Here is a 13,238-nt window from a genome sequence, read left to right on the forward strand (position 1 = left end):
CATATTGGATTGACGGGCTTTATGGCCGGTTGTTAGTATGATGGTGATTTTGTCAACCTGATATAGAAATTAAAGAAAAGGAGAGAGCTCTAACACGGGAGAGACGGATTATTTGAAGAGAAGAGGGAGTGAATTGCTGTTGGAACAAAAACTTGCAAACATTAAAATGCGATGGAAAGCAATAGTTTCGATTTTATTAATTGCAGCGCTTCTTATGTCAGGCATTCCCTATCAGGCTTCAGCAGCCGATGCGCTTACTGTCGCCGAAGCAATTGCGGCTAAAAGCGACGGCCCCCGCAATTCGGTAACCGTGGAAGGCTATATTGTTGGCCACATTACAGCGGTCAACGCTTATGACCTGGAAAGACCGTTTAACGATGATGGCAATTTTGTTATTGCAGACAGTCCGGTTGAGCGCGACCCGGGCAAGCTTCTGCCCTCTGAATTGCCGGAGCCGTACCGCAGCGCCTTCGGATTAAATTCGCACCCGGAAAATCTGCGGCAAAAGGTGAGAATTACGGCCGATCTTGATACGTATTATGACTGGGGTCTGGTAAGACCCAGCGCAATTGAATTTATTGCTGAACCCGGCAAAGAAACGATAACGCTGGATAAGACAGCAATTACGTTCACGGGTCCGGATCAGACACAGCAATTGAAGCTAACACAGAATAGAAGCGACGGAACAAAAAAGGATATAACGGGACAGACGGAAATTTCCACTTCCGACACGTCTGTTGTCACTGTGGATGGTTCCGGCCTGGCGAGAAGCGTGAACACCGGAACCGCTACCATTACCCTTGTTTATGAAGAGGTGTCTTATAAGGTCAGTGTAAAGGTGCTTGACGGCGGTTCTGCAATGCCGGTAGGCGGAGGAGATACGGTTACGCTGGCCGTTATTCCGGATACGCAAATGTATTCCCGTTACAGCCCTGAGGTTTTTGCGGCGCAAACTCAATGGGTTGCCGATAACAGTGAACAAGAGAGCATCGACTTCACGATGCATCTTGGCGACATTGTGGACCGCAGAGACGAGGACTACGAATGGCAAAATGCCGTGACGGCGATGGACAAGCTAACTGACGCCAAGCTTCCCCACAGTTATTTACCGGGGAACCACGATATCAATGAATCACAGTATGATGATAACCGCTCCGACGAAAATTTTCTGAAGTACTTGTCTCCGGCTGACCGGTTGGCAAATAACCCGGGCTTCGGGGGAACGGATCCGACCGGTTTTTCATCGTACTCTACCTTCGAGGCGGCCGGACGTACGTTTACCGTATTGGCCCTGGACTGGCGCGTATCGGACGCTACGCTGAACTGGGCGCAAAGCGTGATTGACGAGCATCCGGACAATCCGGTCATCCTGACAACCCATGAGCTGATCAATATCGGCGACGATTTCAAAACAGCGATCATGACCGAGTACGGTAATCGCCTCTGGGACAAGCTGATCACGAAGAATGATCAAATTTTCCTGACACTGAACGGCCATTTCCATGGTGCCGCCAATATGGTCAAGAAAAATGATAAAGGCAATGATGTGCTGATGATCGTTTCCGATTATCAAGGCTATTACAACGGCGGCGACGGCTTCATGCGCCAGATGCGGCTGGACTTCACGAATAATGCTATCTACACGAAAACATTCTCTCCGTGGGTGATCCATCATGTGCCTGTCAGCGAACGGACCCAGTTCGATCTGGAAGAAATGACGGACGAGAAAAACCGCTTTGTTGTCCCCATGAATTTGAAGGAGCGTTTTCCTAAGAAAACTCCGTTAGATGTTGAGGGAGTTATTGCGCATTGGCAGTTTGCAGAGCCGGAGGATGGCGGTGACAAAGTTGCCGATCAATCCGGGCATGGCAACGATCTGGTGCGTGTGGACACAGACGGCAATGATGAGGACAATCCCGATATTTACGCCCGCTGGTCGGACGATACTTCCCCTCTTTCTTTAAGCAAGGGCAGCATAGAGATGCATCATTCGCGGGTCGAGGCAACGGAATCGACCTATTTCAGAACGGAAGACTTTGCGCCGCTGAATGGGGAGACATTCCCGAACGGCTACACGATCGAAGCCTTTGTGAAAATCAATGATGATTTTACACAAGAGAAAAACGGGTGGATGAATATTATGAATCGCCCGAAGGGCAATGACGGGACGCCATATAATACCGGTCAATGGCCGACAGATGATGTGGCGCGGCTGGCCGTGTCCAACCTGAAGGAATTTCAGTGGGAGACATACGACAACGGGAAGGGCGATTCCTATTCGACTGCATGGTCCGGTGAAAATGCGCTCGGCCAATGGATTCATGTCGCTGCTGTCAATGACGGCAAAACAACCGACCTGTACGTTGACGGAGCCCACCAGCTGCGGACCGTAACTGGCAACCCGCTCGGAATTCAGGTGGCGAGACAGGACGGGAAATTTACACCGTGGCTGATCGGCAAACCTGAAAACAGCTTTAACGGCTGGATTAGCGAGGTGCGGATTACGGACCATGCGCTCAGTCTGAATGAAATGCTGCTTCATACCAACAATGCGCCGGTAAGCGGTAATTTGTCCCTGACCACGAAGATGAACACGCCGGTTAATGGAGCGGTACAGGCAAATGACGCCGATCTGGACCTGCTGACCTACAGTGTTGTCCAGGCTCCGGCGAAAGGCGAAGTGAAGATGGCTTCCGATGGAACGTTCACCTATACCCCGAAGAGGAACGCTTACGGGAGCGACACATTCACGTTTAAAGCAAATGACGGTAAAGTGGATTCCAACACAGCTACCGTCAATATCGAGATAGTGCCGAATATAGCGCCGGAAGCAACAAACAGTTCTTACCAGGTCAACATCAACGGGAAGCTGAGCAAAAAGCTGACTGCCATAGATAATAACGGGGACAAGCTGACTTACACGGTGACCCAGCCGAGCCACGGTACGCTGACGCTTACCGATGAGCATCAGGGAACATTTGAATATGTACCGGATGCCGATTTTACCGGCAGGGACTCTTTTACATTTAAAGCCTCTGACGGTGCACTGGAATCGGAGACGGCGACGGTCAGCATCAATGTCACCAATTTGAAGGACCATATCGTTTCTTACTGGAAGTTCCAGGATTCCGGAGACGGAACCTATGATGTAAAGGACTTGACGGGTAATGGCAACGATATGTTCCGTGTTGATGCGGGCAGTGAGGACTCACCGGATGTTGAAATCGGCTGGGACAGCGACCGTGCTCCATACAGCCGCAGTGCGGGCAGCCTCCGCATGTCCAATGATCATCAGGCGGATGAAATTTCTTATTTCCGGACTGTTGACGATGCGCCGGTGAACGCCATGACCTTCGAAGAGGGTTATACCATCGAAGCGATTGTGAAGATCCCGTCGCAATTTGATGCGGACAAGCATGGCAATGCGGGACTGCTCAGCCGGGGAGTGACAGGAGCAGCAGGCGGCAAAACGGAAGACGATCCTCAGCGCGCGATTGCCGGTTTGAATTTGACTAATCTGAAGGAGCTGCAATGGTCTGCTTATCCGACAGATCAGGACAACGTCAAGATAGCTCAATCTCCGGAAATTACCACAACCAACTGGATGCACATTGCTCTTGTAAATGATGCGGAAACGACGACAATGTACATTGACGGGTCTCCTCAGGTTACTGTGGCGGAAGATGCCAAAGGCATTGCCACTGCAATGGCGGATGGCAAGTTTGCGCCGTGGATCGTCGGTACGACCCTGTATGGCTCTGACTGGATGAACGGTTTTAACGGTTCCATTTCCGAAATTCGTTTAACGGATGTCGCACTGGATGAAAGCGAGTTTTTGCTCACCAACGAAGCGCCTCAGGTAGCCGATCTTTCGCTGACTACCACGGTTGGACAAGCTGTTTATGGACAGCTTCAGGGGGAAGATCCCGATCTTGACCCGCTGCAGTTTATCATATCGAGCGATCCGTCTCACGGTAAGGTTGCGATTACAGATGAAAGCGAAGGCATGTTTGTCTATACTCCTGAGCAGGATTTCACTGGCACCGATTCGTTTGAATATGTCGTGACAGATGGGATAGTCACTACCGACCCGGCAACCGTGCGGGTTCATGTAGGGACTGATAGCGTAATCCTGAGCAGTTTATCGCTGTCCAAGGGAAAACTGAGCCCTGCGTTTGCTCCGGAAATTACAAGCTATACTGCTGTTGTGCCATATGAAGTCAAGAATATTACCGTGACGGCCAGCGTTAAGAACAGCGTGACAGCCAGCGTCTACAACAATGTAACAGACAGCGTATATCACAATGTGACAGACAGCGTCACTGTAATTACGGTGAATGGCATCACGGTTCCCAACGGGGCTGAGAGTGAGCCAATTGATCTTGAGGTAGGAAGAAATGCGATTGAAGTCGTTGTAACGAACGGGACAGTTACTCAGGATTACAATGTGGTTGTCACGAGAAAAGACGCTGACGCTCCTGTGCCTGGTAAGGTGGAACTTACAGGTTTGACACTGTCAAACGGCACATTAAGTCCGGCATTTGATCCGTCAGTCACCTCTTATTCGTCCAGTGTTGCAAATGGGGTAACGAATGTTACGGTCACAGCCAGCGTTTATGACGCTGACTCCACTGTTATTACCGTTAATGATGTCCCCGTAGCAAATGGACAAGAGAGCGGGCCAATTGCTCTTAAAGTCGGCCAAAATCAGGTTAAGGTCGTTGTTGAAGCATTGGATGGGGCACCGTCGAAAACGTACAATGTGACGATTGCAAGAAGAACTTCCGGCAATTCAGGAGGCGGCAGCAGCGGTGGCGGTGGTGGAAACGGCGGTGGAAGCAATGGCGGCAGCGGCAGCGGTGGAGGTACAAAGGTGACTCAGCCTGCTAAGCCGGAATCCGATTCATCGATGAAAGACGGCATTCTGCACCTCACATTGAACTGGGACGAGATTAGCAAGCAAGCGAATAGCGGAAACGCCATCGTATACGAGGTGGCCGATAGTGAGCAGGCGTACACGGGATTGACCGTCGATATTTCCAGGGAGTTTTTCTTATCAGGCAAAGATTTGACACTGAAATCCGCACTGGGCGATATTACCATCCCGAGCGGAGTGCTTGAACCGGATTCATCGGCACATGCTGTCAGTCTTAATTTTATCACTGGGCAGAGACCATCTGTTCAATCAGATTCCTTGGTGCCGGTGTCGGGTCTGTACGATTTTAAAATCAACGTTGACGGCAATCAGGTTCATGCCTTTGGCAAACCGGTTGTTATTACGTTCGCTTATGATCAGGCAGACACAGATCCGAATAAAGTGGCAGTCTATTATTACAACCCGGCGACAGAGAGTTGGAAGTATGCAGGGGGCGATATAACAGGCGACGGGAAAATTAAGTATACGGTAGCGACGGGGCAGTTTTCACAATATGCCGTCATGGCGTACACCCAAACGTTTGCAGACACACTGAATCATTGGGCAAGGGCGGATATTGAATGGCTCGGAATGCGCCAGATCATCAACGGCGTGACAAAAAGCAGCTTCGTTCCTGACCAGGAAGTAACGAGGGCTGAATTTGCGGCGATTTTGGTCAAAGCGCTTGATCTGGATTCTTCGTCCACGAATCATATGTTCTCTGATGTAAGCATCGATAGCTGGTATGCGGACAGCATTGGGGCTTTGTATGAATCCGGCATTATCCAGGGCACGGGAACGAACCGGTTCAATCCGAACGGAACGATCAGGCGCGAGGAAATTGCGGCCATGATCGTCAGGGCTCAGTCTTTCCATGAAGGTGAAGCTGCAGTCAAGGAGAACACGTCCGGGGATAAGGCTTTTGCGGATGCAGAGGACATCTCCGCTTGGGCGATCCCTTACGTGGTGAAGGCCAACGAGATGAAATGGCTGCAGGGTTATCCGGATAACAAATTCCTGCCTAAGGCAACAGCCACGCGTGCAGAAATCGCGGCTGTTACACACCGATTTCTGGAGTGAAAATCCGACAGTTTGGTATACGATGGCATGAAAAACAAAAGGTCGAGAACAAGGAGATTGCTCCTGTTCTCGACCTTTTTTTGCCCACAGGGAGTTAGTGATTGATTGCTGAAGTGAAGGGTCTTTTTTTTGGGACACCCCGTTTTATTACTTTGGAGCGCGGAAGCCGGCTTTCTCTGCTTCCGCAACGGTACAGAACCATTGCTCCGGCTTGGTGCGCTCATAAGAGGGGGACTCCGGGGTATGGTAAATTTTATCCCCTTTGGAGTTGATATTGCCCTTGATGGCGCACGACGCAGCGGGAGGAGACGTTTTTGTGTTTGTTTGTGCTGCTGTGTCGGCGCCTTTTTTGCTCCCGTCAGTAATTACTGTGCCATTTTTCATTTCATCCGGGTGAAAGCCGTCCTCCTGCGCGTAATTCTCGACACTCCAGATGCCGATTGCCTGCTTCATGCTGGCCTTCTGAAGCTCTTCAAATGGATCGACATAACGCACATTCGGCGGATAGATATAGGCGACACGGGCCAAGCCTTCTTTCAGCAGCGTTTCCTGCACCATGACACCGTCAGCATATACGTATGCCAGCAAACGCCCGTACTTGTCCCGCTGTGGCCCGACATCAAATTCCAGCTCAATCGTTTTCGCCTGCTCCAGAAGCTGTTTGGTGTAAGCTTTTGCTTCCGGGCCAAAGGGCTGCACTCCCAAACGGGGGTGCGACGTCTCCGGTGTATCGATCAGCAGCATTCTCACCGATTCCTTTTTGCCGTCATAGATCACTTTCAACGTATCGCCATCGACGGCTCTGTCCAGCTTGACCTTTACACGGGGAAATTCTGTTTTGGCGGATTCCTGTGATTCCTGGACAGTATTCTGGTCAGTGTTTTGAACAGTGTCTGTGGATGTCCCGTTTACCTGGACCAGGGGAGCGGCGCCGCAGCCTGCGATCAGCAGGATCAAGAGCAGTGCTGCAATAATTGAAATCAGTTTTGGCATGTGTGGATGAAAAAAGTTCTTTGTGTTCATTGGTTCTCCTGTCTGTAAGCTGATTTAAGATTGAGCCGGCAGCAATCGGGGCTACCCGGTCAGGTTAGCCCTTTGAGCGTTTCTTTCTCCGTCGCACGATGAACAGGACAAAGGCAATTACGGCCAGCAGTACAGCCGCAGTCACTGCGGCAATCCGTCCCAGATTCGGCACACGGACGGCCAGTTCCAGCCGATTCTCGCTCAGCGGAGAGATGTCCCAGGTCAGGGTTTTACCGTCATCCGTCACCCGATCTGCATTATGAGACAGCGGACGAATGGGGAGCGTCAGGTCGAAGCTGAAATCCAGCTGCCGGGACAGCAGCTTTTTGGCAATAAAGTTCATGCTCTCCAGCTTATCGGCCAACGATTGATCGCCGTCGGGAAGCATTTGCAGAAAATCGGCGGTCAACTGCAGTTGATAATCAGTGGTAAAAAAGTGCTTCTTCACCGCAGAGGACAGTGTCATCCCCTTGGGCAGCTGCTGCGACAGCCTCTGCAGCGCTTCTTCCGGGTCCGTACGTCCGTCCGACTGAGCGGCCGTAAAAGTATGATGCAGCTGAAAGCCTTCCCGCCCGCTTTCCTGAAGCGGTTCAATCTGTATACCGTATTGTTCCAGAGGCTGCTTGTAATCCTCTAAAGCGTTCTGCAGATATAACGAGCTTAATGCATTTTCGCTAACACTGACTTCCACATCCAAATCGATGCTTCGGTCTATATGTACTGTCGCTTGCGCGTCTCCTTTGGCGCATGAACAGAGAAGCAGCAATAATGCTGCTGCGACGATTAGCCGACCGCAACGGCTGATATATAAGCTCATCCTGACTTCCCCTTTCCTGCTGCCGGTTCATCTTGGTCTTTCATCATTGTACTAAATATAGGCGCTAAAACGAATACAGCCTGCTCAAACTTTTGCACCTGCATTATTTTGCAGAAACAGCTTGCCTGGATCACGGGACTGTGATATTCTATCGATAAAAATATAGGACGTGACGGAAGCACCGTTCACCAACCGCATTGCAGCGGCTGATGAACGGTGCTTTTTTGCGTTTCTGGACAGAAAGGGGGAGAGGCTATGAATGGTTTGAGGGTGGTTTTGGCTGTGCAAAGCAAGGAGTATATTGAACCCTTGCTGGATTATTTACATGGGAGCGAATATGCGGGACGAATCCGGATGACTGCATTTTCGCAGCCGGACGCCTTTTGCCAATATATGCGGGAGTCGGTTGACGGAAAACGGCCGGATGCGGTGGTGGGGGAAGCGGCGTTTTTTGAAAGCTGGCCGGAGCATGCAGAAACATCCGTAACCTGTTTCCAGTTGAGTGAAGACGGGCGTTCGGAGAGCGGCATGATCCCGCTGCGGAAATATCAGCCTATTCCCCAAATGCTGGCAGGCATATGGGATGAATGCAGACGGCAGACGGATGGGGAGCTGCGCATAAGCAGCCGGGAGGAGACGATGGTGGTGGGTTTTGTCTCCGCATCCGGCGGCACAGGCAAAACGACGGCGGCCCTTAATATGGCCAAGCAGCTGGGCAGTGCGGGTTATTCCGTGTTCTATTTGAATCTGGAAACGGCAGACTCCAGTTCACTATTCACACCGTCGGCTGAAGGCATAACAGGACTTTCGCGCCTGCTTTATGACATGAAGACGAGGGGGACGAATCCTATTGAGTCTGTCGCGGCCTACAGCATGCGGCAGCATGATTTTAAGGCCGACATATTTCAGCCGTTGGCAAACCGCAAGGAAATCGCTGAGATGACCTGTATGGAGACCTGCGAGCTGATCCATTTGCTTTCAGCTTCCGGTCAATATGATGTAATTGTCGCGGATGCCGACGCCGGGTTAAATGCCCGCACGGAGGCTGTCTTGCAGGCCAGCAGCCGGCTGGTCTGGCTGCTGGCCGACGATGTGATCAGTATGCATAAGTGCGGGCTGCGGCTGAATGAGCTCCGGATTTTGTATAAAGATGCTTACGAAACGCTGATGGATAAGACCTTGTTTGTACTGAACAAATATGCCGGTCAGCAGGTCAACGAGTTGCCGGCTGAAGGAATGGTTCTGCATGGTGTGCTGCCGTACATTCCTTCCTGGAAGCAGATGGACCGGGAGGAACTGATGCTGAGCTCACCCATCTATCAGCGCGAGATTCGCAAGCTGTGCAGGGAACTGCTGAACGAAGCTGCCGTGGCGCTGGTGGAACCTATCCGTACATAGGGAGGACTGAATGGAGAACGGAATATTTCAGGAGCTGCGGCAGGAGATTCGGGCGGGGCTTGATCTTACTTCCTCTGTTACGAATGAGGAACTGACCCGGCAAATCGAAAACAGGGTGCTGTATGATACGAGGCTTGCCGAATTAACCTCACGCGAAAGGTATGCCCTTGTCCGCCGGATCTTTGATTCATTCCGGGGACTGGACGTTCTGCAACCCTTGGTGGACGACCCGGGCATCAGCGAAATTATGATCAACAGCCATACGGAGCTGTTTGTGGAACGGGAAGGGGAGGTCATACGCCTGCCTGTCGCTTTTGAGACCCGTGAGCGGCTGGAGGATATTATCCAGATGATCGTCGCCGGCGTGAACCGGATTGTGAACGAAGCTTCCCCTATCGTGGACGCGCGCTTGAAGGACGGTTCAAGGGTGAATATTGTGCTGCCGCCCATTGCGCTTAAAGGGCCTACCATGACGATCCGCAAATTCCCGGCCGCGCCGCTGACGATGGAAGATCTGATCCGAAAGGATGCCCTAAGTGCAGAAGCGGCCGAACTGCTGCAGCAGCTTGTGCGGAGCAAATACAACATTTTTATAAGCGGCGGTACGGGGTCGGGGAAGACCACCTTCCTGAACGCATTGTCCCATTTCATTCCGGCATCGGAGCGTGTCATCACGATTGAGGATTCGGCAGAGCTGCAAATTACGACCGTTCCTAACCTGGTGTCGCTGGAAACGAGAAATCCCAATACCGAAGGGAAGGGAGAGGTATCCATTCGTGATCTGATTCGCTCCGCCCTGCGGATGAGACCAAACCGGATAATCGTGGGGGAGGTGAGAGGCGGCGAGGCTCTTGATATGCTGCAGGCTATGAACACAGGACACGAGGGCTCGTTATCGACAGGGCACGCAAATAGCATTACGGATATGGTGAGCAGGCTGGAAACGATGGTGCTCAGCGGTGCGGAGCTTCCACTCGGCGTCGTGCGCCAGCAGATCAGCTCGGCCATCGATATTTTTGTTCATTTGTCCAGACTGCGCGACCGGTCCCGGCGTGTGCTGGAGATCAGCGAGGTGATCGGATATCAGAATGGCGAGGTCGTTCTAAATCCGCTGTTTCGTTTCAAAGAATATGCCGAAAGGGAGGGGCGTATTGAGGGCAGTCTGGAGCGAACCGGATCAGGTTTGCAGCAGCAGGAAAAGCTGCGGATGGCCGGTATAAAGCACGAACTGTTCTCGTGGGCTGAAGGAGGTGAAGACAATGAACAAAGGACGGAAGGATAAAATAAAGCTTCGCCCGGAGGAGCAACCGCAATCCGTTCCAAGGACGGAAATCAGGTCAAGATCGCCAGGAGGAACAGCCCATAACAAGGTTAATAAGAAACCGGATTCCCGTATTCGTCCACGAATATCCATTCGCCCGGCAAAGCGGGGATCGCATCATGGCCCGTCTGCGACGGGAGGGGCCGTGGGGCAGATGCAGGACTATACTGTGTACCGTTTATCGGCAGGTCAGAGATTGGTCTGTATCATACTGAGCGGATTGGTGTTTTACGGTGTCGGTTTTCTTTTCTATCACCATTGGGTGATCGCAGGTATGACATCGCTGGCCGGATTGCTGATTCCCCGGTATTACAGCAAGTTTTTGCTGGGGCGGCGGAGGACTGCTTTAAGCATGCAATTTAAACAGGCGCTTTATTCGCTTTCTTCTTCCCTGGCGGCAGGAAAATCCGTAGAGAACGGTTTTCGCGAGGCGGTGGCGGATATGAAGCTGCTTAGTCCTGACGGAGATCATGATCTAATCCGGGAGTTCAGCATCATCAGCGCCAAGATGGAATACGGCCAGCCGGTAGAGGAGGCGCTGCAGGATTTTGCCCGGCGGGCGGAGCTGGAGGATATCGTCAATTTTTCCGACGTCTTTGCGACTTGTAAGCGTACAGGCGGCGATCTTGTTGAAGTCGTGCGAAGATCCTCTGCTGTAATTGGCGAGAAAATGGACATCCAGCAAGAAATCAGTGTAATGGTGGCGCAGAAGCGTTTTGAGGCAAGGGTCATGTTTGCCGCACCCTTTTTATTCGTGCTGTTCATGAATATTTCAGCGGCGGATTATATGACGCCTCTTTATACCGGCACCGGAAGATTGATTTCAACAGGATGTCTGCTCTTGCTGGGCTGCTGTCTCCTGTGGATCAACAAAATCATGAAAATCAACGTGTAGGGGGAAGCGATATGGTGATCATCAGCTGCTTCGTACTGGCATTGCTAATCGGCGGCTGGCTGCTTCTGTACCGGATGCACGGGAAGGAATATGAGTCTTTTAAAACGGTGCGCGTTGAAGGGCTCCGTCTGCAAAAAATGGCCCCTCCGTTTCTGCATCTCCTGTACAAGTTTCGCATCTTTCAAAAGTTCCCGCTGCTCATGTTCAGACTGCAGAGGTCTGTGCAAAAGCTTTACGGAATACGCAGCAGCCAGGAGAAAACGATGCTGTTTCTGGCGGAAATGGCGGGTTACTTTTTTCTGCTTCTGGGAGGAGGGTGCATGCTGACACTGGCCATGGGGGGAGACGCGTCAGGGCTGATGCTTGGATTGGGGCTTGGCATTTTGCTGCCTGCGGCGCTCGTAAAGGATCTTCATGCCAAGGTCAGCAAGCGGGATCAGGAAATGATTATGGAGCTGCCTGAGCTGCTGGGGAAAATTATGCTACTTGTGGGAGCGGGAGAGACGGTACAGCGGGCCATTATCCATTGTACCGAACGGAAAAAGCATCAGGCTGATCATCCGCTGTACCGCGAATTGACGCAGACGATTGCGGAATGGGAAGGCGGATATTCGTTTCAGCAAGCCTTTGAGCAGCTGAGCCGCCGCTGCGGAATTCAGGAAGTGACCGTGTTTACAACAGCTGTGCTGCTTAACATGCGGCGGGGCGGGAGCGATTTTGTCATGGCTTTGGGGGAGCTGTCACAATCGCTGTGGAATAAGAGGACGGCAATCAGCCGGACGCTTGGCGAGCAGGCCTCGTCCAAGCTGGTTTTTCCGATGGCGGTTATTTTGCTGACCGTTATCGTGCTGGTGGGTGCACCGGCATTCATGATGATGAATATGTGAGGAGGAATACAAAGGTGATAACGAACGTTAATCATGGATTGCGGAAATTCTGGAAGGAAGAGGATGGACTGGGAACGTTGGAGATGATTTTGATTATTGCCATTCTTATTGCAGTGGCGATTATTTTCAGAGAGCAAATCTCCAGAATCATTACGGGCCTCTTGAAGAAAGCAGATCAAAAAAGTAACGATTTTATGGATTCCTGATGATCAAAAGGTTGCAAGAAGAAGAGGGAAGCTTCTCACTGGAAGCTTCCCTGGTCATGCCGGTTATTTTGCTGCTGATCTTTGTGCTGCTTTTTTTCTGCATCTATTTGTACCAAAAAACGATTCTTGTCCAGCTGTCTTCAACCGCGTCGGAGCGCTCTGCCTACAGCTGGGACAACAGCCATAAGGATCCGGTTTGGGGCACATTTGAGCAGGGTGAGAGAGATTCCTTGTATTGGAGACTGAAGGACGATGCCGCCCTTGGAGCGCTGTTTGGCTGGGCAGGAGCCGACAATGAGGTGAAAGTTTCCATAATGGATGCTGCTGGTGATGACAGTCCGCTTGCGGCGCAAAAAATGCTACAGGCCGCTGAAGGCCTCCCATGGGGGCTTGATGGGGAGATGAGCTATCGCAATAGCCTGATTACGCGGAAAATTACGACGAATCTGGAGAACATGGCGGAAATTCCGCTGCTGAACTCGGTCATGAGCGAGCCTGAAATGAAGTCTTCGGTCTGGGCAGGTATCGTGGATCCGGTTGAGTTTATTCGAACCGTCGAGCTCATGAGGTATTATGGCGCGAAATTTTTGGGCAGGGGCGGGGGAACGCAGGTGACGCCTGCGGCGGTCGGAGACGTCCTGCAGCAGTATGGGCAATCGGGCATGTGAGGAATTTGCGATGATTCTGTATGAATGA

The 13,238-nt window shown here is 51.6% G+C and carries 9 protein-coding genes; 7 read left to right on the forward strand and 2 right to left on the reverse strand.

The window, feature by feature from the left end; genetic code table 11:
• Positions 1-166: 166 nt before the first annotated feature.
• Complete coding sequence (locus ACI1P2_RS02125) at positions 167-5,995, forward strand: Ig-like domain-containing protein (RefSeq protein WP_408976112.1); 5,829 nt, start codon at positions 167-169, stop codon at positions 5,993-5,995.
• 147 nt (positions 5,996-6,142) lie between these two features.
• On the opposite strand, the gene ACI1P2_RS02130 is transcribed toward ACI1P2_RS02125, so the two are convergent.
• Together ACI1P2_RS02130 and ACI1P2_RS02135 are read right to left on the reverse strand one after the other, a co-directional pair.
• Entirely contained in the window at positions 6,143-6,988 is an 846-nt protein-coding gene (locus ACI1P2_RS02130; protein WP_355316883.1) for a thermonuclease family protein, read from the reverse strand.
• 94 nt (positions 6,989-7,082) lie between these two features.
• Positions 7,083-7,835 carry a DUF3153 domain-containing protein gene (locus ACI1P2_RS02135; protein WP_355316406.1) on the reverse strand — a complete coding sequence of 251 codons (753 nt, stop codon included), beginning with the start codon at positions 7,833-7,835 and terminating at the stop codon, positions 7,083-7,085.
• Positions 7,836-8,090: 255 nt separating this feature from the next.
• Between ACI1P2_RS02135 and ACI1P2_RS02140 the strand changes: the two genes are divergently transcribed.
• The 6 genes from ACI1P2_RS02140 (at position 8,091) to ACI1P2_RS02165 (ending at position 13,210) form a co-directional block, all read left to right on the forward strand.
• Complete coding sequence (locus tag ACI1P2_RS02140) at positions 8,091-9,233, forward strand: P-loop NTPase family protein (RefSeq protein ID WP_355316408.1); 1,143 nt, start codon at positions 8,091-8,093, stop codon at positions 9,231-9,233.
• Between the two features lie 10 nt (positions 9,234-9,243).
• Positions 9,244-10,515 (forward strand): CpaF family protein, encoded by a 1,272-nt coding sequence (locus ACI1P2_RS02145; RefSeq protein WP_355316410.1) that lies wholly within the window; start codon positions 9,244-9,246, stop codon positions 10,513-10,515.
• A 193-nt stretch (positions 10,516-10,708) separates the two neighbouring features.
• The gene (locus ACI1P2_RS02150) at positions 10,709-11,449 is read left to right on the forward strand and encodes a type II secretion system F family protein (protein WP_355316885.1); all 741 of its coding nucleotides are present in this window, start codon (positions 10,709-10,711) and stop codon (positions 11,447-11,449) included.
• 11 nt (positions 11,450-11,460) lie between these two features.
• Positions 11,461-12,336, forward strand: coding sequence for a type II secretion system F family protein (locus ACI1P2_RS02155; RefSeq protein WP_355316412.1), 876 nt, complete (start codon positions 11,461-11,463; stop codon positions 12,334-12,336).
• Between the two features lie 14 nt (positions 12,337-12,350).
• Positions 12,351-12,542: a Flp1 family type IVb pilin gene (locus ACI1P2_RS02160; protein ID WP_355316414.1), complete on the forward strand. Its 192-nt coding sequence runs from the start codon at positions 12,351-12,353 to the stop codon at positions 12,540-12,542.
• Positions 12,539-13,210 (forward strand): TadE/TadG family type IV pilus assembly protein, encoded by a 672-nt coding sequence (locus tag ACI1P2_RS02165; protein WP_408976123.1) that lies wholly within the window; start codon positions 12,539-12,541, stop codon positions 13,208-13,210. The genes ACI1P2_RS02160 and ACI1P2_RS02165 overlap by 4 nt, the downstream gene beginning before the upstream one ends.
• Positions 13,211-13,238: the final 28 nt, after the last annotated feature.

Origin of the sequence: Paenibacillus jiangxiensis (genome assembly GCF_046098255.1) — a bacterium.
GTDB lineage: Bacteria > Bacillota > Bacilli > Paenibacillales > Paenibacillaceae > Paenibacillus > Paenibacillus jiagnxiensis.

Coding starts and splice junctions, on each gene's coding strand:
- ACI1P2_RS02125 (WP_408976112.1), top strand. CDS start 167: ATGCGATGGAAAGCAATAGTTTCGATTTTATTAATTGCAGCGCTTCTT.
- ACI1P2_RS02130 (WP_355316883.1), bottom strand. CDS start 6,988: ATGCCAAAACTGATTTCAATTATTGCAGCACTGCTCTTGATCCTGCTG.
- ACI1P2_RS02135 (WP_355316406.1), bottom strand. CDS start 7,835: ATGAGCTTATATATCAGCCGTTGCGGTCGGCTAATCGTCGCAGCAGCA.
- ACI1P2_RS02140 (WP_355316408.1), top strand. CDS start 8,091: ATGAATGGTTTGAGGGTGGTTTTGGCTGTGCAAAGCAAGGAGTATATT.
- ACI1P2_RS02145 (WP_355316410.1), top strand. CDS start 9,244: ATGGAGAACGGAATATTTCAGGAGCTGCGGCAGGAGATTCGGGCGGGG.
- ACI1P2_RS02150 (WP_355316885.1), top strand. CDS start 10,709: ATGCAGGACTATACTGTGTACCGTTTATCGGCAGGTCAGAGATTGGTC.
- ACI1P2_RS02155 (WP_355316412.1), top strand. CDS start 11,461: ATGGTGATCATCAGCTGCTTCGTACTGGCATTGCTAATCGGCGGCTGG.